Source organism: Rugosimonospora acidiphila, from assembly GCF_039543385.1.
In the GTDB taxonomy this organism is placed as follows: Bacteria; Actinomycetota; Actinomycetes; order Mycobacteriales; family Micromonosporaceae; genus Rugosimonospora; species Rugosimonospora acidiphila.
Genome location: NZ_BAABJQ010000033.1, coordinates 66,902 through 91,547 on the forward strand (window position 1 = coordinate 66,902; position 24,646 = coordinate 91,547).

16 protein-coding genes and 1 pseudogene are annotated in these 24,646 nt (G+C 71.0%); 10 read left to right on the top strand and 7 right to left on the bottom strand.

Annotated elements, in window-relative coordinates:
* Positions 1–71: 71 nt before the first annotated feature.
* Together ABEA87_RS35950 and ABEA87_RS35955 are read right to left on the bottom strand one after the other, a co-directional pair.
* Positions 72–692: a GyrI-like domain-containing protein gene (locus tag ABEA87_RS35950; RefSeq protein WP_345637448.1), complete on the bottom strand. Its 621-nt coding sequence runs from the start codon at positions 690–692 to the stop codon at positions 72–74.
* On the bottom strand, positions 689–1,420 hold the full coding sequence (locus tag ABEA87_RS35955) for a TetR/AcrR family transcriptional regulator (protein WP_345637450.1): 732 nt from the start codon (positions 1,418–1,420) through the stop codon (positions 689–691). The genes ABEA87_RS35950 and ABEA87_RS35955 overlap by 4 nt, the downstream gene beginning before the upstream one ends.
* Positions 1,421–1,700: 280 nt before the next feature.
* Between ABEA87_RS35955 and ABEA87_RS35960 the strand changes: the two genes are divergently transcribed.
* A complete protein-coding gene (locus tag ABEA87_RS35960; RefSeq protein ID WP_345637452.1) occupies positions 1,701–3,266 on the top strand; it encodes an alpha/beta hydrolase domain-containing protein in 1,566 nt (521 codons plus the stop codon).
* Positions 3,267–3,320: 54 nt separating this feature from the next.
* Here ABEA87_RS35960 and ABEA87_RS35965 read toward each other — a convergent pair whose 3' ends face one another.
* The 4 genes from ABEA87_RS35965 to ABEA87_RS35980 all read right to left on the bottom strand — a co-directional run bounded on the left by ABEA87_RS35965 (position 3,321) and on the right by ABEA87_RS35980 (position 11,469).
* Entirely contained in the window at positions 3,321–4,523 is a 1,203-nt protein-coding gene (locus tag ABEA87_RS35965; RefSeq protein ID WP_345637454.1) for a Gfo/Idh/MocA family protein, read from the bottom strand.
* 92 nt (positions 4,524–4,615) lie between these two features.
* Positions 4,616–7,168 carry a DUF4832 domain-containing protein gene (locus ABEA87_RS35970; protein ID WP_345637456.1) on the bottom strand — a complete coding sequence of 851 codons (2,553 nt, stop codon included), beginning with the start codon at positions 7,166–7,168 and terminating at the stop codon, positions 4,616–4,618.
* 63 nt (positions 7,169–7,231) lie between these two features.
* On the bottom strand, positions 7,232–9,943 hold the full coding sequence (locus ABEA87_RS35975) for a carbohydrate-binding protein (RefSeq protein WP_345637457.1): 2,712 nt from the start codon (positions 9,941–9,943) through the stop codon (positions 7,232–7,234).
* Positions 9,944–10,050: 107 nt separating this feature from the next.
* Positions 10,051–11,469 (bottom strand): TMEM53 family protein, encoded by a 1,419-nt coding sequence (locus ABEA87_RS35980; protein WP_345637459.1) that lies wholly within the window; start codon positions 11,467–11,469, stop codon positions 10,051–10,053.
* Between the two features lie 440 nt (positions 11,470–11,909).
* Here ABEA87_RS35980 and ABEA87_RS35985 point away from each other — a divergent pair, with 440 nt between their 5' ends.
* From ABEA87_RS35985 to ABEA87_RS36005, 5 genes are all read left to right on the top strand, one after another.
* Positions 11,910–12,773: a carbohydrate ABC transporter permease gene (locus tag ABEA87_RS35985; protein ID WP_345637460.1), complete on the top strand. Its 864-nt coding sequence runs from the start codon at positions 11,910–11,912 to the stop codon at positions 12,771–12,773.
* A gap of 13 nt (positions 12,774–12,786) precedes the next feature.
* Positions 12,787–13,674, top strand: a complete 888-nt coding sequence (locus tag ABEA87_RS35990) for a carbohydrate ABC transporter permease (RefSeq protein ID WP_345637461.1) — start codon at positions 12,787–12,789, stop codon at positions 13,672–13,674.
* Positions 13,675–13,713: 39 nt separating this feature from the next.
* A complete protein-coding gene (locus ABEA87_RS35995; RefSeq protein ID WP_345637463.1) occupies positions 13,714–15,063 on the top strand; it encodes an ABC transporter substrate-binding protein in 1,350 nt (449 codons plus the stop codon).
* Positions 15,064–15,180: 117 nt separating this feature from the next.
* Positions 15,181–16,683, top strand: coding sequence for a glycoside hydrolase family 36 protein (locus tag ABEA87_RS36000; RefSeq protein ID WP_345637465.1), 1,503 nt, complete (start codon positions 15,181–15,183; stop codon positions 16,681–16,683).
* Between the two features lie 78 nt (positions 16,684–16,761).
* A complete protein-coding gene (locus ABEA87_RS36005) occupies positions 16,762–17,922 on the top strand; it encodes an ROK family transcriptional regulator (RefSeq protein ID WP_345637467.1) in 1,161 nt (386 codons plus the stop codon).
* Between the two features lie 34 nt (positions 17,923–17,956).
* Here the strand turns inward: ABEA87_RS36005 and ABEA87_RS36010 are convergent, their stop codons facing one another.
* On the bottom strand, positions 17,957–18,832 hold the full coding sequence (locus ABEA87_RS36010) for an SDR family oxidoreductase (protein WP_345637469.1): 876 nt from the start codon (positions 18,830–18,832) through the stop codon (positions 17,957–17,959).
* A gap of 144 nt (positions 18,833–18,976) precedes the next feature.
* Here ABEA87_RS36010 and ABEA87_RS36015 point away from each other — a divergent pair.
* From ABEA87_RS36015 to ABEA87_RS36030, 4 genes and pseudogenes are all read left to right on the top strand, one after another.
* Positions 18,977–19,806: pseudogene (locus tag ABEA87_RS36015) on the top strand (helix-turn-helix domain-containing protein).
* A 222-nt stretch (positions 19,807–20,028) separates the two neighbouring features.
* A complete protein-coding gene (locus ABEA87_RS36020; RefSeq protein ID WP_345637477.1) occupies positions 20,029–21,624 on the top strand; it encodes an ABC transporter ATP-binding protein in 1,596 nt (531 codons plus the stop codon).
* Complete coding sequence (locus ABEA87_RS36025) at positions 21,621–23,363, top strand: ABC transporter ATP-binding protein (RefSeq protein ID WP_345637471.1); 1,743 nt, start codon at positions 21,621–21,623, stop codon at positions 23,361–23,363. The genes ABEA87_RS36020 and ABEA87_RS36025 overlap by 4 nt, the downstream gene beginning before the upstream one ends.
* Positions 23,364–23,536: 173 nt before the next feature.
* Positions 23,537–24,646, top strand: a 1,110-nt coding sequence (locus tag ABEA87_RS36030; RefSeq protein WP_345637473.1) for a sialidase family protein, incomplete at its 3' end; no start/stop codon positions are given.

A 24,646-nucleotide genomic window follows, 5' to 3' on the forward strand; every position in this document is an offset into this window, starting at 1 on the left:
CGACCGTCGTGGCCGGAGTGCCGGCACCGGTCGAACGGCGATACGGGAGTGCCCTGCCGGCGGACGTTGGGTCAGCTCGCCCTCTCGACGGGTTGTCGAAGGATGGTCCTGAGTTTCGCGGGCTCGGTTCGGCGCGGGTCGCTGAGGTAGACCTCGTGGTGGTGCCCCGACATTCGCAGCTCGTTGGCGGCGAGATATTCGTGATGGAGCCTGGCGAGCGCGGGCCCTTCGTCGTCGTAGGGTCCGACGTGCAGGAGCTGGGCGCTGGTGCCTTCCCTCAGGACCTCGTAATGGATCTCGGAGATCGTGGGGAGCTTCTTCTTCGCCAGCGCGGCGCGTTTGGCCTCCTCGACGAGGTCGTCGGCAATCCAGTCGGGCTGACTGATCAGCATGCGCCACTGCCAGGCGTCCTTGGCGCGGGTGGTGAACACTTCCGGGTGGTCGGACCACCACAGCCCTTCCAGCGGCCCGACGACGAGGTCCCGGCCGAGGATGCTTCTGCTGCTGAACTTGATCGTGTAGGCGACGGTGTAGAGCGCCTGGACGGCACGGACGTAGGCGGGGCTGGTGTTGGGGTCGCCGCATCCGTCGATGGCGATGAACCGCTGCGTCGGCGCGTCGACCAGCGCCCAGTCGGTGTTTCTGGGCGCGTAGCACTGCTTGAGTGCTCGTTTGACGTCATAGCTGGTCATGGTCGTCGGCCTTCCCGGCGAGGCGGTGGAGAGGTTGCCTGTCGAGTCCGGCCGTTCGGCATGCGGCCAGCCCCGCGCGGGTTCCCGGGACCCGGACCGAGGGCGTCCATGAGTTCGAGGTCGAGCCCGCGCATCGCGTTGTACACCATGGACTCGCACAGCGCCGCCGCGTCATCGAGGTCGACTCCCGGGTGCTGCACGGCTTCCCGGACGCACCAGCGCAGCATGCCGACGATCATCGCGGCCACCACGCGGGGGCCCGGCCCGGCCGGTCGACCCGACACGTCCGACACCAGCTCGGCGATGTGGTCGACGCGCTCGTTCGTGGCCCGTTCGATGACCGCGGCCGCGGCGGCGTGCCGTTCACCCTCGAAGGTGAGCTTGAAGCCGTCCGGGCGCTCCTTCACGAAGTCGAAGTAGGCCGCCGTCCAGCGGTGCAGGCGGTGGTGGAACGGCTCGTCGGCGCCGCTGGAGTACGCGGCGACCACCCGGGCGTTCAACAGCTCGTGCTCGCGCCGCACGGTCGCCGCGAACAGCTTGTCCTTCGGGCCGAATCGCGCGTAGAGCGTCGGTTTGGTAGTCCCCGCGCGGGCCGCGATGGCGTCCATGTTGGCGCGGCTGAAACCCTCGAGCGCGAACACGAAGCAGGCGGCGTCAAGGATCTTGCCATCGTCGTGCCGGTAGCGTCCGGCGGCCGCCGGTGCCCGGGGCTCAGCTGGCGGATCCACGGTCAGATCCTATGGGACCGGAGGGTCGTTCCAGTACAGGCCCGCGACACCGGTGCGCCGCCGCCGTGGTCGCCATCGCCGCCGCCGGTGCGCCGCCTCGGGCCGGGCGGCGGTGAAGTTGTGCTTGACAGCCCGCGAACGGAGTTGAACCATTCATAGAGGTCGACTTTACGCGTGCGTTAAGTCAGCCGCCGTCGTCCTCCGCCTCTCTTTCGCAACCCAGGGAACGTTCCCCGGCGGCCAGCACCGCGGCCGCTCGCAGTCGAAGGAGGAACAGTCAGTGTTCATCCGAGCCACCAGCCGCCGCGCTGCGCTGCTGGTCCCAGCCGTCGTCGCCCTCGTCGCGGCGCTCGCCGTCCCCACCGCCCGATCCGCGTCCGCCGATCCGGCGCACCGCTCGCCGTCCGGGCCGTCCTCGCCCACACCCGATGGGCCGCCGCGAACAACGGATCCCGGTGCCGGACCCTCGTCCATCACCGGCCCGATCCCGTCGAAGGCAAAGCCCGGCGACCCGAGCCACAACTACGTCTTCTACGCCACGCCCTACAACCTCAAGCAGGCCGGCTATGAGGAGCAGGAGTTCTTCATCACCGGCACGGCGACCCGGTACCCGTCGAACCCAACGGTCGACCAGCAGCGGCGCAACGCCACCTCGATCGGCACGACGCCGTACACGACCCGGATCGTCGTGCGCCGGCCGGTGGACCCGCGTAAGTCCGCCGGCATCGCCGTGGTGGATTGGCAGAACGTCACCGCGGGCCACGACATCGACACCGAGTGGGGCACCAGCGGCGACTACTTCGTCAAGCACGGCTGGACCTGGATCGGCGCCTCCGTGCAGGCGGTCGGGGTCAACGGGGCGCCGTCGGGCCCGACCTCGGGGCAGGGGCTGAAGGAGTGGAGCCCCCAGCGGTACGGCTCACTGGACGTGACCGACGGCGGCACCGTGCTGGACGACTCGCAGTCGTTCGACATCTACACCCAGATCGCCGAGCTCGCGAAGGGCACGAACCACCACGACCCGCTCTCCGACCTGCGCCTGAAGAAGGTGTACGCCGGCGGTGCCTCGCAGTCCGGCCATTTCCTGGGCGTCTACTACAACACCATCCAGTCGCTGTACAACGTCTATGACGGATTCCTGTTCGCGCTGTCGGACAGCTCACTGCCGCCGCGCAGCGGGGTCAACGCCAAGGCCATCCGGGTCTTCACGGAGAACGACATCTACCGCGGCGAGGGCGTGGCCAGCCAGACCGTGCCGGACTCCTCGACGCTGCGCACCTGGGAGATCGCGGGAGCCTCGCACGTACCGGCCTACGCGGTCACCACCGACCCAGCGGATTTCCGGGCGACCCTCGGCGGCATCCAGACCCGCGAATTCGGCGACGCCGCACCGTTTGACTGCGTCAACCCCGGGCCGAGCCAGGTGACGTCGTGGACGGTGTTCCACGCCGCGTACGCCGCGCTCGACCAGTGGGTACGGCAGGGCGTCGCGCCGCGGACCGCACCGCCGCTGGCCATCATCGATCCCGGGCCGCCGGCGAACCTGGCGCGCGACGTCGACGGCATCGCGCAGGGCGGCATCCGGCTGCCGGACGTTGCCGTGCCGGTCGGGCGCAACGACGGCATCAACGCACCCGCCAACCTGGACAACCCGTTGAGCAGCTTCTGCGTGCTCTACGGTACGCACCAGGACTTCACCTCCGCCCAGCTCGGCCAGCTCTACTACAACGACCGCGACTACCAGCAGCAGGTCGCCGACGATGTGCGGCTGCTCGAGGATCAGCACTACGTGCTGTCGGAGGACGGCCACGTATTCACCGACCAGGCCCGCCACACCCACGTGTGACGGATGCGCCCGCCCGTTGCCGCCACCCACGCGCCGGTGGCGGCGACGGGCGGCTCATCCCTGGCCGAAATAGGCGACATCCTCGGGCGCGGGGGCGGCCGTCGACACCGGCACGCCGCCCGCGCGCAGCGAGTCGGTGGCGGCGCAGGCCGCCGCGACCGCGTCCCGCGCCGAGATCGGTGAGGTGACGGTGCCGCGGCCGGTGCGGGCGTGTTCGAGGAACTCGTCCACCACCGCCCGGTCGGCGCCGCCGTGGTCCCCGCTACCGCCGCGGCCAGCCCCGGCCGCCGGTACCGGTAGCTCGAGGTCCGCGTCGGCCCGGTACCCGGATCGGCGGGCGTTCCATACCCGGATGGTGGCGCCGGTGAGGTCGCCGAAGTTCTCCAGCCGGCCCCGGGTGCCGATGACCGTGTAGTTGCGCCAATAGTCCGGCGTGTAGTGGCACTGCTGGTAGGTGGCCAGCACCCCGTTGGCCAGCCGCAGGTTGACCACGCTGAGGTCCTCCACGTCCACGGTCGGGTGCAGGTCCCGTTGGGCCTGGGGCGGCCAGGTGGTCGGGTCGAACCAGTCCGGCATCAGCCGGTCGGTGTCCAACTCGCGGCGCGGCAGGTCGCCGTACACCCGCAGGTTGCCGAACGCGCTGGCCACCGCCGTCGGCGCGCCCGCGAGCCAGTGGATGACGTCCAGGTCGTGCGCGCCCTTCTGGAGCAGCAGGCCGTTGGTGTACCGCCGGTCGGCATGCCAGTCCTTGAAGTAGTAGTCGCCACCATGCCCGACGAAGTGCCGGCACCAGATGGTCGTGACCTCGCCGATGGCGCCCTCGGCGACCAGGTCCCGCATCGCGGTCACGAACGGCGCGTGGCGCAGGTTGTGCCCGACGTACAGTCGCGCGCCCGCGGCACGGGCGGCGGCGAGCACCCGGTCGGCGCCGGCGGTGGTGATGGCCAGCGGCTTCTCGACGAACGTCGCGACCCCGGCGGCCAGCAGGTGCGTGGCGACCGGCTCGTGCAGGTGGTCCGGGGTGAGCACCATCGCCGCGTCGATCCCGGCCGGGTCCAGCGCCCGGTAGTCGTCGTGGACCGCGACGTCCGGGCCGAATCGCCGCCGGGCGTCGGCGAGGGCGGCCGGCCGGGGATCGGCGCAGGCGACCACGCGGGCACCGCGGCCGGGCCGGTGGGCCAACTCGGCGAGGTGGCCACGGGCGCCCAGCCCGATCACGGCCAGCCGAAGATCGGCCGGTCGAGAGGCGTCGTTCACGTGTGGGTGCCCCTTTCCGGTGATACCGCCGTGCCGGCACCTGGGTGATACCGCCGTGCCGGCACCTGGGTGGCGCCGGCACGGCGAGGCGGTCATTGGAAACTGATGCTGTCGATGGTGATGGTGCCGCTGCCGCCGTACCAGAATCCCATGGCGAGCTGACCGGGCGACGCGCGGTTGATGCCGTTGGCCGCCATCGGGACCTCGATGTCCTGGTACGCCGTGCCGATGGCCGGATGTCCGCCCCCGTCCAGGGTGAAGTCCGCGAACACCTTGGTCACGCCGCCCAGGTTCACATTGAAGTGGGCCTGCTCCCCGCCGGCCGCACCCTTGATCCGGATGACCAGGTAGGTGTAGCCGGACAGGTCGGTGTTCACGTCGCTACCGAACCAGCCGCAGGCGTTGTACTGCAAGGCGAGCGCGCCACCGGACTCCGAGCCCGCGCCGCCGCCGTTGGTGAAGCAGTTGCCGCCGGTCCACTTGCCGAGGTCGTTTTGCGCGGCGGACGGGTAGGCGGGTGTGCCGTCGAAGTCGTCGAGCACCAGGCCGACCGGGGGCGGTGCGGCGGTCGAGACGGTCAGCGGCGCGGAGGGCGGTGAGGCGTTGCCGGCCGCGTCGACGGCGGCCACCGTGTAGGTGTACGAGGTGGCCGCGGTCAGGCCGGTGTCGGTGAACGTGGTGCCGGTCGGTGAGCCGACCAGCGTGCCGCCCCGGTACACGCGATAGCCGGTGACGCCCACGTTGTCGGTGGACGGCGACCACGACAGCGCGACGGTGGAGCCGGTCTGCCCGGGGGAGATCAGGCCGCCCGGGGTCGATGGCGGTGCGCAGTCGACGCAGCCGACCCCGACGGTGACCGCGTTGCTCGGCGCCGACGCGTTGCCGGCCGCGTCCCGGGCCACCACCGTGTAGCGGTAGGCGCCGGGGGGCAGGCCGGTGTCGGTGAACGTGGTCCCGGTCGGCGAGGCGACCAGGGTGCCGCCCCGGTACACGGCGTACCCGACGACGCCGACGTTGTCGGTCGCCCCGGTCCAGGACAGGGTCGCCGAGGTGGTGGTGTGGCCGGGGCTCACCAGAACGGGTGCGCTCGGCGGCGTGCAGTCGCCGGGGCAGGGGCCCACGGTGACCCCGGTCGCCAGCACGTTGTACCCGGTGGTGGCGTTCCAGGTGCCAGTGTTCGCCAGCCGGATGTCGTAGGCGGGGTTACCGTGCAGGCTGGCGGACTGGTCGGGCAGCCACAGCGCGAGGGTGTAGCTGCCGGGCGCCATGCCCGCCGGCAGGGTGACGGTCTGCGCCGGCAGGGTGACCGGGCCGGACCGCCAGGTGCGGATGTCCACTTGCGACAGTGACACGTCGTAGCGGTGGGTGCCGTCGTCGAAGACCAGGTAGACGGGGCGTTGCTGGATGGGGGAGGCATAGCCGTCGTTCGCCAGGTGCGCGGAGAAGCTGAAGGCCGATCCGGGCGTGGCGGTGCCGGAGAAGGTCGCGTCGACCAGGCGCAGCCGGTAGCCGAGCTTGCGCTTGGCCCGGGTGAACAGGGTCTCGGCCGGATCGTTGCCGCTGGCGGGCAGGTTCGCCGCCTTCCAGAGGTTGATGTTGACCGGCGCGTAGTCCTCGTTGATCTCCGTCCAGTGCTGGTGGGACAGCTCGTACTGGGCGTTGACGCCGGCCGCGTCGTCGTCGCCGGCCGAGTCGCAGGTCTCCCCGCCGACCAGCTGGTTGCCGCCGGTCGAGGTGGCCATGTCGTAGACCCACTGCTTTTTCGTGTCGATGTCGAACCAGCCGAGCCAGGAGTTCTGGTCGTAGGTGCCCATGTCGGCGCTGTCGGACAGGAAACAGTCGTCGTGGAAGCCGAGCCGGTCCTTTTGCGCCTGGGTCAGCAGGCAGTTGTTGGGCAGGGTGCAGCCGGGCGGCGGCGTGGTGCGCTGCAGGATTTCGTAGGTGAAGATGGGGTACCGGATGGCGATCGGTACGCCGGCCGGGAAATCGTCGAGTTCGGTGGCGATGACGCGGTACCGGGCCTCGGCCTGGGTCTGGTTGAACGCGTCGGTGTAGGCGCTGTCGTGCCACTCGCCCCACATGCCGAGGAATCCCGCCTCGAAATGGTCGATGACGTCGGCGTTGGCGTTCAGCACCGGAGCCAGCGCCGCGATGTGCGCCTCGACCTGGGCCTCGCTCACGTTCGGGTAGCTGTCCCAGGTGTAGGCGAACCGCAGCACGATCTTCATGCCCGACGCGCGCACCGCGGCCAGCCCGCTGGCCAGGTTGTCCAGCAACTCCTGCGGCAGCGGCTGGGTCTGGTACTTGTCCAGGTGCACGTAGCTGTGAATGAGCGTGTCGCCGTCGGCCCTGGCGCGGGCGAACGTGCGGTCGAGCATGTCCGGGGAGAACCCGGCGCGGCTGTTGTTGGTCGCGTAGTCGTTGACGGCCGGGTCGTTGATGATCTCGTACCGGTTGTGGAACCCCCGGTCGGGGTTCGGAAAGGCGGTGGTGAAGTCGCCGGAGAAGCTCACGGTACGGGTGGGGTCGGCGTGGGCCGGCCCGCCGGTGGCCACTAGCGCGGCAGCGAGCAGCCCGGCGATGGCGGCGGCCAGCGACCGCGACCGCCATCGGTTGGCCGGCTTGCCGCGGGGACGGTGGAGCATGCCGGTCTCCTCTCGTTGAGGGATGTCCGCGGGGCCGGGCCCGCGCGCCCGGCCCCGCGCGGGTCAGCCGACGGCGATCCGGTCGAGGTCCGGTGCCCAGCCGGTGGGGTTGGCGATGGTGAGGGTGTTGCCGGTGCCGGCGGCCAGGGTGACGGTGACGGGTACGGATCGGGTGGTGTTCCAGTCGCCGGTGGACGGGAACGACACGGTGCTGGCCGGTGCGCCGTTGACGCTGATGGTGGCGGTGCGGGTTTCGGCGCTGGCGTAGGCGATGGTGAGGGTCCTGCTGCCGCCCGTGCCGCCGTCGAGGTTGTGGATGGTGAGGGTGGCGCCGTTGCCGAGGTAGCCGACCTTGGCGCCGCCGGAGCAGCCGGTACAGGCGGCGATGGCCGCGCCGCCGGTGAGGGTGTTGCCGGTGGCCTCCGCCTCGTAGCTGCCCGACGCCGGCGGTGGCGTGGTCGTCGTGCCGCCGACGACTACCCGGTCGATGTCGGGTGCCCAGCCGGACGGGTTGGCGATGGTGAGGGTGTTGTCGGTGCCGGCGTTCAGGGTGACGGTGGTCGTGGCGGTGCCCGTGGTGTTCCAGTCCCCGGTCGAGGAAAAGGACACGGTGGTGGCCGGTGCGCCGTTGACGCTGATGGTGGCGGTGCGGTTTTCGGCGCTGGCGTAGGCGATGGTGAGGGTCCTGCTGCCGCCCGTGCCGCCGTCGATGCCTCTGATGGTGAGGGTGGCGCCGTTGCCGAGGTAGCCGACCTTGGCGCCGCCGGAGCAGCCGGTACAGGCGGCGACGGCCGCGCCGCCGGTCAGGGTGTTGCCGGTGGCCTCCGCCTCGTAGCTGCCCGACGCCGGTGCCGCCGAGGTGGACACGGTCAGCGGGGACGACGCCGTGGACACGTTGCCGGCGGCGTCATAGGCCTGCACGGTGTAGGTGTACGCCGTCGAGGCCGCCAGGCCGGTGTCGGTGTACCCGGTGCCGGTCGAGGTGCCGACCTGGGCACCGTTGCGCAGGATCCGGTACCCGGTGACGCCGACGTTGTCGCTCGACGCCGCCCACGACAGCGCCACGGAGTTGGCGGTGTGGCCCGTCGAGGCGAGGATGCCCGGGGTGCTGGGGGCCGTGTGATCGCCGCCGGTACCGCCGCCGGAGCCGACCGTCATCGGCCCGAGGCCCAGCCAGCCGTCGGCGTTCTGGGTGGCGTTGGCGAACCGGAGCTTCTTGGCGTTGGCGGACAGTGCCTCCAGCGGGTTCTTCACCCGCATCACGAGCTGGTAGTCCCCGCCCGCCACGGAGGACAGGTCGATCGGCGCCTGGAAGTACTGCGGGTACCCGTAGTCGAGGTAGGTGGGGTCGGAGCCGACGCCCCAGTCCGGAAAGGCCCGGATCTTCAGGGGCATCACCGTGCGCAGGTCCCAGGAGGTGTCCCAGGTCGCCACGACGTTGCCGGCACCGTCCTTGAGCCCGAGGGTGACCGTCCAGGGGTAGTAGAACGGCGCCACGCCGTCGTTGGCGATCTGCACGCCAACGGTGGTGCTGCCGCTGGCCGCGTTCCGGTAGTACGCGTTGGTAACGCTGAGGTCATAGCCCATCAGTCGCACCGCGGCCCCGACGTTCGGGTCGGTGGCGGAGTAACTCTGGCTGGTCTGGTTGATTTTCCAGGTGGTGTGCTCCAGCTCGACGCAGGCCCTCATGTTGTCCGCCTGTCCCGAACCGCCCGGCCAGAACGAGAACGCCGACGACTGGATCTCCGGGCGCACCTCGCCGCCCATCGAGTCGGTGATCCACTTGTTCTCGGTGCCCTCGTTCAGGTCGAGCTGCAGTTGGGCGTAGTCCGCGCCGCCCAGTGACTCCGGCAGGGTGACCCCGGCCAGCGGGCTGCCCTCGCGGTAGCAGAACGAGTCGTCGTGGTAGCCGACGTCGAGGTTGTTGGCGGCCCCGCCGCCGGAGGTCGGGTAGCGCACCTCCAGCTTGGTTCTGCTGAATGCCGCGTCGTAGTCCTGGATGATCTGCGCCGCGTGGGCGTCGGTGGGCATGAAGTTCGGGTAGCTGTCGCTGGAGGTGTCGGTGTCGAAGGGCCAGGTGTGCCATTCACCCCACAGGCCGACCAGCCCCAGGTTGATGAAGCCGATCCGCGGATCGCCGTCGTAGCGGGCGCCGAACGCGGCGATGAAGCCGCCCAGCGCGGAAAGCAGGTACGGGCTGTCGTAGTCGGGGCTGGTGGTGCCCCAGTAGGTGTTGGTGCGGTAGGTGACGTGGCCGTCGAAGCAGTGCGGGATCGCGTTGCCGGGGTGGGTGCCGGTGCCGCCCGGGTACTCGAGGTAGAACCGGATGGCGGCCTGGTTGCCGTACGACGCGATCTCGTTGAGCGCGTTGTCCAGCACGCTCCAGTTGAAGCTGCCGCAGTTGTTGGGGTCGGTCATCACCTCCGACAGCCCGAAGTAGCTCCACTGCAGTGAGTGCGGGTAGCCGGAGTTCTCGCTGTCGCCGGGGAAGTAGTAGCGGGCGAATCCCTTCAGCGGATTGTCCAGCGGCCCTGGCGCGGCGGCCAGCGCGTGGGCGGTCAGTGAAGGGTCCGGTGTGGACGGTGGTGCGGGCCGGGGCGGCACGCCGTGCGGCACGGCCGAGAACGCCGCCGAGGCGGCGGGCTTCACGGTCGCGGCGGGCTTCACGGTCGCGGCGGCCGGCCCGGCGGGCGCCGTGGCCAGCGCGGTGCCGAGGACGGCGGCGCCGAGGACGGCCAGCGCCGCGCGCCATCGTCGCGGTGAGTGCAGGTGCATGAACCAACCTCCCGATGAGTCGGACGGATTGCCGGCGCTGCCGGGCGTGCGACGGTGACGCGCCCGGCGGCGCGCGGTGGACGGTGGTTGGTGCGAACGGTCGGGCGTCAGGCGATCGGCGCGCGGCCGATGGTCAGCCAGCCCGGCAGGGTGGCGTCCTGCGCGGCGTTGGCGAACCGCAGGGGCACGCCGTGCGCCAGCGGGTTGGCCACCCGCAGCACCAGCGTGTACGAGCCGGGGCGCAGCCCGGCGGTGTTCAGCGCGGCGTCGAAGGTCCGGGGGGCTCCCGGCACCACGCCGGTCAGCCGCCACGGTGTCGTCCACGTCCGGGCCACGTGCCCGTGCCGGTCGACCGCGGCGACCTGCACCGGCCAGTCGTAGGAGAACGGCGCGACGCCGGTGTCGCTCATCCGCACGCCCAGGCGCACCGACCGGCCGTGCCCCGCGCCGGCGACGCTGACCTCGGTGACCCGCAGCGTGTACCCGAGCGACGCCGATCCGGACAGCGCCCGGCCGAGGTTCGCGCCGCCGTACCCGGGGGCGAACGCGTACTGGTTCAGCAGCCAGGACACGTGCGTGGCGGCGACGCTGCCCGGGAAGTCGTTGTCCGCACCGTCCTCGATGACCGGGCAGTCCGGGGTCGCGTCGAAGACGCAGCCCTGGATCTCGGGGCGCAGCTCGCCGCCGTTGGGTTGGCGCAGCCACTTGTCGGTCGCGCCGGCCTGGATCATCTTGTCCATGAAGTGCCAGCCGGGGCCGGGTAGCGTCTCCACCGCGAACGAGTCGTCGTGGTAGCCGATGTTCAACCCGGCGTTGTCCGCGCCGGGGTAGCGCACCTGGAGCCTGGTCCTGTCGAACGCGGCGTCGTAGTCGCGCTCGACCCGCGATTGCTCGGCGGGTGAGGCGAACCAGTTCTCCGGCAGCGTGGTGCCGTCGTGCGGGTAGGTGTGCCACTCGCCCCAGAAGCCGAGCAGGCCGAGCTGGATGAAGCCGATGCGGGCATCGCCGTCGTAACGCGCGCCGAGCGCCGCGATGAACTGGTCCAGCGCGGTGTCCAGCCGGGGATCGTCGTAGTCGGGGGAGACGCTCGTGGTGTTGGCGTAGTCGAGGTAGGGGTGCGTGACCAGGCCGGCGTCCAGCAGGTACTGGGGGATGCCGGTGGGCTGGCCGGGATAGTCGAGGTAGAAGCGGAACGCCGCCTGGTGACCGCGGCCGGCGATAGCGTCGAGCTGATGCTCCAGCGCCGACCAGTCGAACCGATCCGGCCCGACCATCACCGCGGACAGCGGCAGATAGAACCACTCCATCGAGTAGGGGAACGTGGTGTAGCTGCCCGCGTAGGGGATGAATCCCTTGAGGGGGTTGGTGGCCGGCGCGGCGGCCGCGGTCAGGCGGTGCCAGCCATGGTCGGGGGCGTGGCCCGCACCGGCACTGGCGGGAGCCGGGGCCAGCACGCCGGCCAGGGCGGTGGCGCACAGCGCGGCGAGGGCGACCGCGGGGCCGTGTCGTCGTGGAAACGCACGCATGTCATCAGACTCCAGGGGAGGTCGGCGGGGATTCGGCGGTCGTCGCCAACGTGCACGCGGCCAATGTGCACGCGGCCAATGTGCACACGGCCAATGCGCATGCGGCAACGCGCACGCGGGCAACGCGCATGCGGCCAACGCGTATGCCGCCGGCGCGGGCACGCGCGATTCCGGGTCCGGGCCTGGGATCGGGCGCGGACGCGCGTCGTCGTAGGCGATGCCTGGAGGGGAGTGGGTCCTCTCTGAATAAGAAGAGCTGTTGACAAAATTCCGAAGAGCTACATCATTATTAGCGTGCTGGGCGGTTGTGGCAAGGGCCACTTCAGAGACGAACTCCGATCGGTTGAAGGGAGGTCGCGGTGACCGCGGTGATAGGTCGAACGCCGGGCTCCGCCGCGAAAACGGGTCGCGGCGACCCACCGGCGAAGGCGCGGGCGGGCATGCGGGACGACCGGCGGTGGGCTCCGCTGTTCATCGCGCCGGCCCTGATCGGCTTCGCGATTTTCTACGTGTACCCGACGGTGCGAGGCGTGTGGTTCTCGCTGACCGACTACAGCCTGCTCGGCGCGCCGGACTACACCGGCGCCAGCAACTACCGGCAGCTGGCGCACGACCCGCAGTTCTGGAACTCGCTGAAGGTGACCGCCTACTACGTGGTCGTCAACATCGTGTCGCAGACCGTCATCGCGCTCGGGCTGGCCGCGCTGATGCACCGGCTGACCCGCTCGGTGGTGCTGCGCGCGACTCTGCTGGTGCCGTGGCTCGTGCCGAACGTGACGGTGGGCCTGCTGTGGGCCTGGCTGCTGGACGCCAACCTCGGTTTCGTCAACCACCTGCTGCATTCGCTGGGCCTCGGCGGGCTGTCCTTCTACTCACCGACCTGGGCGATGCCATCGGTGGCACTGGTCAACACCTGGGCCTACACCGGCTACACCGCGCTGCTGTTCTACGCCGGCATGCTGCAGATCCCGCAGCATCTCTACGAGAGCGCGGCGGTCGACGGCGCCGGTGAGGTGCGGATGTTCCGGCGCATCACGCTGCCGCTGCTGCGGCCGATCCTGGCGCTGGTGCTGGTGGTCTCGCTGATCGGGTCGTTCCAGATCTTCGACACGGTGGCCGTGATCTATCCGCACTCGCCGATCCCGGCGACGAGGGTCATCTACTACTACATCTACCAGCAGGCGTTCAGCTACTTCCACATGGGCTACGCCAGCGCGATCGCCATGGTGCTCGTCGTCGTCCTGGGCCTGCTCACCTTCGTGCAGCTGCGCCTGCTGCGGGCGTCGCGCTCGGACCTGGCCTGAGAGGGAGGGGCGCATGCTCAAGACACCGGGTGCGAAAGCCGGTCGGGGCGTGGCGTGGGTGCTGCTCGTCGTGGCGGTGGTGGTGACGGCATTCCCGTTCTACTGGATGGTCCGCACCTCGCTGACCCCGTCGGCCGACCTGTTCTCCGACGCCGGATCACTGTGGCCGCACCACCCGACGCTCATCAACTTCGCCCGGGTACTCGGCCTGACCAGCGCACAGCGCGACCGCGCGGCGGGTGGGTCAGGCGCGCACATCAACTTTCTCTGGTACACCCTGAATTCGATTATCTACAGTGGAGTGATCGCGATCGCGCAGACGTTCTTCTGCGCGATGGCCGGGTACGCCTTCGCCCGGCTGCGGTTTCCCGGGCGTGACGCCCTGTTCGGGGTGTTTGTCGCCGCGCTCATGGTGCCGCCGATCTTCACGCTGCTGCCCAACTTCGCGCTCGTCAAGGATCTCAGCCTGCTCAACACGTTCGCCGGGCTGGTCGCGCCGAGCGTGCTGATGACACCGTTCGCGGTGTTCTTCCTGCGCCAGTTCTTCCTGTCGATTCCGCGCGACGTGGAGGAGGCGGCCATCCTGGACGGTGCCAACCGGTGGAGCCAGTTCTGGCGCATCGTCATCCCGATGAGCCGGGGCCCACTGATCACCATTGGGCTGACCACCACGGTCTGGGCGTGGAAGGATTTCCTCTGGCCGCTGCTGGTCGGCCGGGCCGAGAACACCCGGGTGCTGACCGTCGCGCTGGGCATCTTCCTGCAACAGTCGCCGAACACCCAGCCCGACTGGACCGGCCTGATGGCGGGTTCCACGCTGTCCGTCCTGCCGGTCCTGATCCTGCTGATCTTCCTGGGCAAGCGGCTGGTCCAGTCGCTCAACTTCACCGGAATCAAGTAACCGCTCGGCTCACTACCTTCGCCACGAAAGGGACCTGTGATGAGACACCATGGGAGGCTGGCCGCCGGGGCACTGCTCGCGGTCGCGCTGGCCGGCAGCATGACCGCGTGCGGCAACGACTCCGGCGACGCCGGTGGCAAGGTGACGCTGAACTACTGGCTGTGGGACGACAACCAGACCGCGTCCTATCAGGAGTGCGCGGACGCGTTCCACACCGCCAACCCGAACATCACGGTAAAGATCACGCAGACCGCGTGGGCGCAGTACTGGCAGAACCTGACCACCCAGATCGCCTCCGGCGACGCACCGGACGTGTGGACCGACCACGTCTCGTACTATCCGCAGTTCGTGACCAGCAACCAGATCCTCGACATCCAACCGTACGTGCAGCGGGACAAGGTCGACCTGTCCCAGTTCCAGGCGGGGCTGGCCGACCTGTTCGTCAAGGACGGCAAGCGCTACGGCCTGCCGAAGGACTGGGACACCATGGCGCTGGTCTACAACACCACGCTGCTGTCCGCGCAGGGCGTCACCGCCGCCGACCTGACCGACCTGACCTGGAACCCGACCGACGGCGGCACCCTGCAGCAGGTCATCGCCAAGGCGACCGTGGACGCCAACGGGCACAACGGACTCGACCCGGCCTTCGACAAGAATCACGTCAAGGTCTACGGCTTCCTTCCCGAGTTCGCCGACGGCTCGCAGGGCCAGAACGGCTGGGGCGACCTCGCCGAGAGCGCCGGCTTCACCTTCCTGGACAAGAATCCGTGGGGCACCCACTACAAGTACGACGACCCGAAGCTCGCCGACACCATCAACTGGTACAAGCAGCTGATCGCCAAGGGCTACTCGCCCAAGTTCGACAAGCAGTCCACCCTCGGGCGCCCCGCGGTGATGGACGCCGGCCAGGGAGCCATCACCTTCGCCGGCTCCTGGGAAATCAACTCGTACCTGTCGGCGACCGCCAAGCAGAAGTACGCCTTCGCTCCGCTGCCCACCGGGCCAACCGGCCGCAAGACCTCCATCAACGGGCTGTCCGACGCGATCTACGCCGGTACCAAGCACAAGGAGCAGGCCTGGGACTGGGTGAAGTTCCTCGGCTCCGCCGCCTGCCAGGACCTGGTGGCCAAGAACGCCGTGGTGTTCCCGGCCATCGCGGAGGCGACCGACAAGGCCCTGGCCGCGCACCAGGCCAAGGGGCAGGACGTGCAGGTGTTCACCGATGAGGCCAAGGCGTCCGGCGGCACGTTCTTCCTGCCGGTCACCGACCACGGCAACGAGATCAGCCAGACCGTGCAGGACGCCATCCAGTCCATCGTGCTCGGCCAGTCCGACGCGGCGTCCGGGTTGAAGAAGGCCAACAACACGGTCAACGCGATGTTCCAGTAAGGAACTCGCACCACCTACCGGCGGCGGGGCGCGGCGGCGACGCGCTCCGCCGCGGGGCGCACCCACCGCCGCACCCACCCCGCCGCCGCATCCCCACCATTCGTCTGAAGGAGAGACATGGCGCTGCTTGTTGAGCTGGCCGGACGCACCCTCGCCCTGGAACTGTCCGGCCCCGGCAGGCCCGAGCCGACCGACGGCGGGCTCCTGCTGCCACCCGGCCGCGCGGCCGTGCTGCACGGCATGGGCGACGCCCTGTTCTACCGGCACGGCCAGAACTCGTGGAGCCCGTGCGGTTGGCGGCGGCTGTCCGACCCACCGCTGCGCATCGCCGACCCGCGCCGGCGGGTGACCGCCGACGACACCCGGTGGGACGACCCGCACCGGCACCACTCCTCGGCGCTGGCCGCGCTGAGCGACGGGGACGGCAACGTGCTGCTGCTCGGGGCGCTGGGCCTGGGTACCCCGCGCTGCGGCGCCGACGTCGACACGCTGGCCGGCTGGTACGAGCACGGCGGCGCGCCCTGGTTCCTCGGGTACGGGCCGGAGGAGGAGGTGTTCGCCAGCTACACCCGGCAACTGGGCGAGCGCCTCGGCGCCCGGCAGCGGCGGGCCGGCAACGTGTGGTGCAGCTGGTACGCGTACTACGAGGGAGTCTCCGAGACCCAGCTGGCCAAGGACATCGCCGCGCTGCGCGGGCTGCCCTTCGACGTGGTGCAGATCGACGACGGGTGGGAGCTGGCCGTCGGCGACTGGGAGCCGAACGCCAAGTTCCCGTCCGGCATGGCCGCGCTCGCCCGGCGCATCACCGACACCGGCCTGGTACCCGGGCTGTGGCTCGCCCCGTTCATCGCGCTGCCCGGCTCGGATCTCGCCCGCCGGCGCCCCGAGCTGCTGCTGCGCGACGAGCGCGGGGAGCCGGTGGTGGCCGGGTACAACTGGGGCACCGGGTACTTCGCGCTGGACCTGGCCAAGCCGCAGGCCCGCGAGCACGTCGCCGCGCTGATCCAGCGGGTGGTGCACGAGTGGGGCTTCCAGTACCTGAAGCTCGACTTCATCAACGGCGGAGCGGTGCCCGGCGCCCGGGACGGCGACCCCGACCGGGAGCGGGTCTACCGCGACGCGCTCGCCCTGGTCCGCGAGGTCGCCGGGGACGACGTGTACCTGCTGGGCAGCGGCGCCATCCTGCTGCCCTCGCTCGGCCTGCTCGACGGGCTGCGCAGCGGCCCCGACGTGGCCCCGATGTGGCAGAACTACGCCAGCGACGACCCGTCGGACGCGATGGCCCGCAACGCGGTGGTCAACGCCGTGCACCGGCTGTGGCAGGCGCCGCTGGCCGAGGTGGATCCGGACGTCATCTACTTCCGCCGCCGGCTCAACCTGCTCACCGACCAGCAGCTGGACTGGCTGCGGGACCTGGCCGACATCTGCGGGTTCCGGGCGGTGTCCGACCCACCGGGATGGCTCAGCCCGGACGAGTTCGACTCGATGATCACCTATCTGTCTCGACGCCCGCGGGTGACCCGGCTGGACCGGTACCGGTACGGCATCGACGGCCGGGTGGTCGACTTCGGGCCGGCGGTCAACCCGCACGCCCCCGAGCAGTTGTATCCGATCTCGTAGGGTCGGCTAGAATTCGTAAAGAGCCCAGCGTTATTGCGTGGGGTGGCATTCGCTGGAAAGGCCCGGGATTTGACCGAGATGACGACGAGCGGCACCGACCTCAACCGGTTGCGCGAACTCAACTCGTTGAGTGTCGTCCGCGCGCTGCGCGGTAACCCGCCGTCGACGGTCACCGAGCTTGCCGCCCGCACCGGGCTGTCCCGGCCGTCGACCGACGTCATGGCGCAGGGCCTGGTCGCCGACGGCTGGGCCACCGTCGTCGAACCGAGCGGCAACAGCACGGTCGGTCGGCCGGCCCGCCGCTACCGGTTCCGCGCCGACGCCGGCCATGTGCTCGGCGTCGACGTCGGCGGGCACAAGATCCTGGCTATCATCTCCGACCTCGACGGAACGGTGGTCCACAGCACCCGCCGCGCGGTCACCCTGGACGCCGACCCGACGACCCGGCTGGCCGCCATGGACGCGGTGATCGCGAACTGCCTGCGCGGCGCGGGCATGGTCCCGGACGACATCTGGGCGGTCACCGTGGGCGTCACCGGCCCGGTCGACACCACCGGACGCACCACCCTGTTCACCCCGCTGCCGGGCTGGACCAGCGTCAACCCGGCCAAGCACCTCGGCGCCCGGTTCGCCGCACCGATCGTGGTGGAGAACGACTGCAAGCTCGCGGCGGCGGCCGAACGCTGGCAGGGGGTGGCCCAGGACGCGGACGACATCGTGTACCTGCTGGCCGGCATGCGCACCGGCGCAGGGCTGATCATCGACGGCACGCTGCGCCGCGGGTACGGCGGGGCGGCCGGCGAGATCGGCGCCCTGCGCGCGGTGCGCTGGCTGGACGCGCCGTCCCACCTGCAGAACTGTCCCGGAGTGCCGGATTCGGTCGACGCCGACAACGCCGCCGCCTGGGTGTTCGCCGCCGCCCGGGAGGGTGACCGTCACGCCCGGACCGCGGTGCGTCGGTACGTGCGCGACCTGGCCGTGGGCGCCGCCGCGCTGGTGCTGACCCTCGACCCGCAGATCGTGGTGGTCGGCGGCGGCTACTCGCGCTCCGCCGACATCCTGCTCGACCCGCTGGGCAGGGAGTTGGAGCGGCTGTGCCTACGGGTGCCGGAGATCCGGGCCTCGACCCTGGGCGACGAGAGCGTCGCCCTCGGCGCGCTGCGCCTGGCGCTGGACGAGGTGGACAGCCGGCTGTTCGGGACCGGCCTGTCCGCGCCGCTGGCACCCCGGCGCCAGTAGAGGAATGGACGGCGGAGCCGACGCGGGTGGACCGTCAGGCGTTCAGGTCGGCCGGGCCGCCCGTGATCGCGCCCTCCAACGGGGCGTCCGTCGCCTCCGCCGATTCGCGCTGGCCGCGGACGTCGGCCAGTCGCGCGGCCAGGGCGCCCTCGATGGCCCCGTAGGCGTCGCTGCCCAGGACCAGGCGGCGGGGAGCCGGGTCCCGGTCGACGCTTGCGATCATCGCGGCGGCCATGAGGGCCGCGTCGCCGATGCCCTCGGTCGTGCGTTCGGTGAGGATGCGGCGGATTCCGGCGGCCGGCGTGCCGTCGTAGGCCCCGATACGGTCGGCCAGCACCGAACCGCCGTAACGGAAGTTGGTGCGGGCACCGCCCGGCTCGACGATGGTGACGCCGATGCCGAACGGGGCGATTTCGCCCGCGAGCGCGTCAGCGAAGCCCTCCACGCCCCACTTTGTGGCGTGATAGAGGGACCCGCCCGGCCACGCCACCTGGCCGCCGACCGAGGAGAGTTGGAGAATGCGGCCCCCGCCCTGCCGGCGCAGGTGGGGCAGCGCGGCGCGGATCAACCGGATCGAGCCGGTCAGGTTGGTGGCTATCTGGTGCGCCACCTGCTCGTCGGACAGCTCCTCGGCCGCGCCCATCAGGCCGTACCCGGCGTTGCTGACCACGACGTCGATCCGGCGCAGGGCGGCCCAGGCATCGTCGACCACGGCGGTGATCTCGGCCGGGTCGGTGACGTCGAGGTGGGCCGCGCGGAAGGCGTCCGGCCAGCGGGCGGACAGGTTTTCAACGCTGCCGGCCGCCCGGAAGGTGCCGACGACGCGGTCGCCGCGGGACAGGAGTTGCTCGCTGAGATGCCGGCCGAAACCGCTGTTGGCGCCGGTGACCAGCCAGGTTCGTGAAGTCATGCCACTAGCGTGCGTCCGAGGCCGGCCGGCAACCATTCCCCGTCCAGAGGGGTGCCGCCAGGGCTACCCAGCGGGGAGCCGCCCCGGCATATGGTCGGAAGTGTGAACCTGATCGGCGAGTACCTGCGGGCCCGGCGCGAGCTGATGCGGCCCGAGGACGTCGGACTGCGCGACAACGGTCATCGGCGGGTACCGGGGCTGCGACGGGACGAACTGGCCATGCTGGCCGGGATCAGCACCGAGTACTACACGCGGCTCGAACAGGGCCGCGACCGGCGTCCCTCGCCCCAGGTGCTCGCCGCGATCGCCCGCGCGCTCGACCTGGACGAGGACGCCACCGCGCACCTGCACGCGCTTGGCGCCCCGGCCGCGCCCCGGCGGCGGCGCCCCGAGCGGGTCCGGCCGGGCGTGCAGCCCCTGCTCGACGCCTGGCACCACACTCCGGCGTACGTGCAGGGTCCGTTCCAGGACGTCCTGGCGGCCAACCGGCTCGCCGTGGCGCTGTCGCCGATCTTCGCCCCGGCAGCAACATGCTTCGCTCGGTGCTGCTCGACCCCGCCGCGCAGGAGCTGCTGCCCGGCTGGCAGAACCGGGTCGGCAGTCTGGTCGCCGCCCTACGGGTGATGGTCGGCCCGGACGTCGACGACCCGCGCCTGACCGACCTGGTCGGTGAGCTGTCGGTGAAGAGCGACCTGTTCCGCCGGCTCTGGTCCCGCCACGACGCCAAGCCGCACCCGGGCGGCGGCACGCACCGCCTGCGACACCCGATCGTCGGGGACCTCGAACTGCGCTACGAGAAGTTCGCCGTCATGGGCGCCGACGGGCAACTGCTCGTCGTCTACCACGCCGCTCCGGGTTCGCCCAGCGCCGACGCCCTCACCCTGCTGGGCTCGCTGCCGGAGCAGTCCGCTCCCGGCACCGCCCGCACGGCCGATCGAACCCCACCTCGAAGCCACACGGGCCCCGCCCGCTGAAGCACTTCCCGGTGCTCGCGCCGCATTGTCGCGACGGCGGACGGCTGTGCGCGAGGAGTTGGCCGGGGACCCGAAGGACCCGATCGGTATAGTCCGGCAATGGTCGACGCGTTCGAACCACCCGGACCGGCGGCGACGAAGAGCCCGTTGCGTTATCTCTGGTGGCTCACCGTCAGCCAGAAGCGTCGAACCATCACGGGCGCGGTGCTGGGCAGTTCCTGGATGGTCGGCCTGACAATTCCGCCGTGCCTGCTGTCCCGCGCGATCGACGAGGGGTTGCGGGCCCACGACACTGTCGCGTTGCTCGGTTGGGTCGCGGCCCTGTTCGCGGTGGGAGTGGTGAACGCCGGACTGGCGATCTCCCGGCACCGCACGATGACGAAGGTTCGGCTCGACGCCGCGTTCCGCACCACCCGGGCGGTGGTACGCCACTCGACGATCCTGGGCGCGACGCTGCCCCGCCGGGTGACGGCCGGCGAGGTCGTGACCATTGGAATGGCCGACGTACAAACGATGGCGCGGTCGCTGACCGCCACGGGGCCGGGAGTCGGCGCGGTCGTTGCCTACGCCGTCGTGGCGATGCTGCTGCTGTCCATCTCGCCGCTGCTGGCCACCATCATCCTCGTCGGGGTGCCGCTGCTCGCCATCGCCATCGGCCCGTTGCTGAGCCGGATCCAGCGCATCGGCGGTAGCTACCGGGAGCAGCAGGGCGCGCTGACCGCGCGACTGGTCGACATCGTGACCGGACTGCGGGTCCTGGGCGGGCTGGGCGGCAAGGACACCTACCTCGCGCGGTACCGGACGCAGTCGCAGGCGTTGCGCGCCACCGGCTATCGGGTGGGCGCCATGACGAGCTGGCTCGACTCGCTCGGAACCGGCCTGCCGGCACTGTTCCTCGCCGTCGTGACGTGGGTCGCCGCGCGATTGGCCGCCGAGGGCTCCATCAGCATCGGCGAGCTGGTCGCCGTGTACGGGTACGTCGCCATGCTCGTCGTGCCGGTCGCCTCCTTCATCGAGAGCGGCTCGGACCTGGCCCGAGCGGTGGTCTCGGCGCGGCGGGTGACGCGCTTCCTAAGAATGACGCCGGATCAGGCCGACGGGCCGGGAAGCGTGGACGCACCGCCGCCCGGCTGCGCGCTGTTCGACCCCGCGTCGGGCATCGAGGTCCGGCCGGGCGTGCTGACCGCGATCGCCGGATCGCGGCTCGCGGACAGCGTCGCGCTCATCGACCGGCTCGGTGGTTTCTGCGACTCCGGGGCCACCTGGGGCGGCGTCCCGCTGTCCGGCATCGTCCTCGGCCAGCTGCGCGAGCGGGTGCTGGTCGCGGACAACGACGCGGAACTGTTCGCGGGTACCGTCCGCGAGACCGTCGCCGGTCGAGTCGACGCGCGGGACGCGGCCGTCTGGGCGGCGGTCCACGCCGCCGTGGCCGACGACATCGTCGAGGCGCTGCCGGCCGGACTCGACTCCGTGGTCCTTTCGCATGGCGGCAACCTCTCCGGCGGGCAACGCCAACGCCTCCGGCTGGCGCGGGCGATCTGCGCCGCTCCCGAGATCCTGCTGGCCGTCGAACCGACCTCGGCCGTCGACGCGCACACGGAGGCATTGCTGGTCGCCCGGCTCAGGACCGCCCGCGCGGGGCGCACGACGGTGGTGACCACCACGTCGCCCCTCATCCTCGATCAGGCGGACGCCGTGATCTACCTGGTCGATGGCCGGCAGGTCGCCACCGGCCGCCACCGCTACCTGATGCGCGCCGAGCCCGGCTACCGCGCGCTGGTGTCGCGGGAGGTGGAGGTCGAGGTGGAGGCCCGATGACCGCGCCGCTGCCGGTGGCGCCGCCCGCCGAGGTCCGGCGCGCGGCCCGCCGCGACATCGCGCGGGAACGCGGCACCTTCGTGGTGATGATGCTCCTCAACGTGCTGGCCGCCGGGGTCGGCCTGGCGGGCCCGTGGCTCCTGGGCGTCATCGTGGACACGGTCAAGGCCTCGCCCCACGCCGTTCTCGGTACCGTCGACCGGCTGGGCGCCACCATCGTCGCGGTCACGATCGCTCACCTCGTCCTGTCCCGCTACGCCCTCTACGTGGGCGCGCGATTCGGCGAGCGCACCGCGGCCCGAGTGCGCGAACGGTTCCTGGAACGCTCGCTCGCGCTGCCCGCCCGGGTCGCCGAACGGTCCGACCTGGGCGATCTGCTGGCCCGGGGCACCACCGACATCAACAGCGTCGCCGGGACGCTGAGCAGCGCCGCGCCGACCGTCCTGATCAACGGCGTCCAGGCGCTGCTGCTCATCGCCGCGGTCCTGATCATCGATCCGCTGCTCGGCGTCTGCGGCCTGGGCTGCCTCGCCGTCATCACGGCCGTACTGCGCTGGTACCTGCGCCGCGCGCGGCCGGCCTATCTCGCGCTCGGCGCGGCGAGTTCGGTTGTGGCCGAGGTGCTCTCGACGACCGCGGGGGGTGCCCGCACCATTGAGGCGCTCGGCCTGCAACGGCTGCGCGCGGAGGCGACCGAACGGGCGATCGCCGCCAGCCGGGGCGCCCAGCTGCACGCGCTGTCGCTGCGCACGGTCCTCTACCCGACGCTGGACATCTCCTACACCCTGCCGCTCGTCGGCGTGCTGATCCTCGGTGCCGTGCTCTACGCCCACGGCCTGACGACACTGGGTACCGTCATCGCGGCGGCGCTGTACCTGCGCCAGCTGGCCTCTCCGATCGACAACATCATGATCTGGATCGAGCAGCTACAGATCGCGGGAGCCTCGTACGCCCGGGTGGAGGGGCTCGCCACGGTCCCCACCGAACAGCCGCACAGCACCGCCGAACCGACCGGTGACCGGATCGAGGTCACCGGGGCGCACTATTCGTACGGCCATGGCGACGTGCTGCGCGGTATCGACCTCTCCGTGCGGGCCGGCGAGCGACTGGCGATCGTGGGTCCCTCGGGCGCGGGCAAGTCGACCCTCGGTCGGCTGCTGGCCGGCGTCGACGGGCCCCACACCGGAACCGTGACGGTCGGTCGAGTGCCCATCGGACACCTGGCGCCGGACCGGCTGCGCCGCCAGGTGGTGCTGGTGACGCAGGAGCATCACGTGTTCCACGACAGCCTGCGCGACAATCTGCGACTCGCCCACCCGGGCGCCACCGATGCCCAGCTTCGCGCGGCGCTCGCCACGGTCGGCGCCCGCTGGGCCGACGAGTTACCCGACGGGCTGGACACCGTGATCGGCGGGGCGCACCAGCTGGGTGGCGCCGAGGCGCAGCAGGTCGCGCTGGCCCGGGTGATCCTGGCCGATCCGCATACGGTCATCCTCGATGAGGCCACGGCCCTGCTCGACGCGACGACCGCGCGGGGCACCGAGCGCGCCCTCGCCGCGGTGCTGGATGGTCGGACCGTCATCGCGATCGCCCACCGCCTGCAGACTGCGCACGACGCGGATCGCGTGGTGGTGATGGACGCGGGCCTGATCACGGAGTTGGGCCGGCATGAGGACCTGATCGCCTTGGGCGGCACGTACGCCCGGCTCTGGCGCTCCTGGCACGACGGCGGACGGTGACCCGGCCGGGCTTGTCGCTGGTCGTTGGCCGCCCACCCACCAGGGTCCTGACCAGCCGCTCGGGCGGCTCATCGACGGCCCTCTTGTCAGCGGGGCGAGCCGATCGCTACGGTTCCCGGGGGAGAGACATCCCACGTGGGACGTCCTCCGCTTCCGGAACAGGAAGGACGGATATGCCTCTGCTGTCCCACCATGGCATCCGGCCGTGGCGCCGTCGCGGGCTGCTGCCGGCGCTGGCCGTGGCGGTCGTCGCGGTGCTGACCGGTACCGCCGCGCCGGCCAGCGCCGCGGTCGCACCGCACCCCGCCCCATCCGCACCGAGCCTCACCTCACAGGTGATCTTCAAGGCGGGGCAGGACGCCGGGTACGCCTGCTTCCGCATCCCTGCCATCGTGAAGGCCAACGACGGCACGCTGCTGGCGTTCGCCGAGGGCCGGGTCACCAGCTGCGGTGACTCCGGGGACATCGACGTGGTGCTCAAGCGCTCCACCGATGGTGGCAAGACGTGGGGGCCGCTGCAGCTCATCAACGCCGGCAACGGCGACACGCACGACCAGCCGACCCCGGTGGTGGACACCCGGACCGGCCGGGTCCTGTTGATTACCAACGTAAACCCGGGCGGTACCAGCACCTCCGCCTGCCCGATCCCGTGTGACCGCACCGCCTTCATCCAGTCCAGCGACGACGACGGCGCCACCTGGTCGGCGCCGCGCGACATCACCAGCCAGGTCAAGCGGCCGGACTGGAACGAGTGGTTCGTGACCGGTCCGGGGCACGCGCTGCAGTTGACCGAGGGGCCGCACAGGGGCCGGATCGTCGTCGGCATCAACGCGGAGAGCGGCGTCGGCACCACGGAGGACCACAACTACGGTGCGCTGGCCTACAGCGACGACGGCGGCAACAGCTGGCACACCGGCGCCGTTGACGCCTTCCCGATCGCGGCGGACGGCACGTTCACCCAGAAGCCGTCCGAGCTCAGCCTCGTCGAACTGCCCGGTGGCGTCATCTACGCGGCGGGTCGCGAGCAGAGCGGTACCGACGTCGGCAACCGCGACTACGCCATCAGCCGGGACGGCGGGCGCTCGTTCAGCACCCCGTTCACCGCGATTCCCGACCTGGTGACGCCCCTGGTGCAGGGCACCGTGCTGCGGCTTTCGGGTGCGGCGAACCAGGGTCGGATGCTGTTCTCCTCGCCGGCCAACACCGACCTGCGTAAGACCATGATGATCCGTTCGTCGTACGACAACGGGCGTACCTGGGAGAACGCGGACCAGGGCACGGTC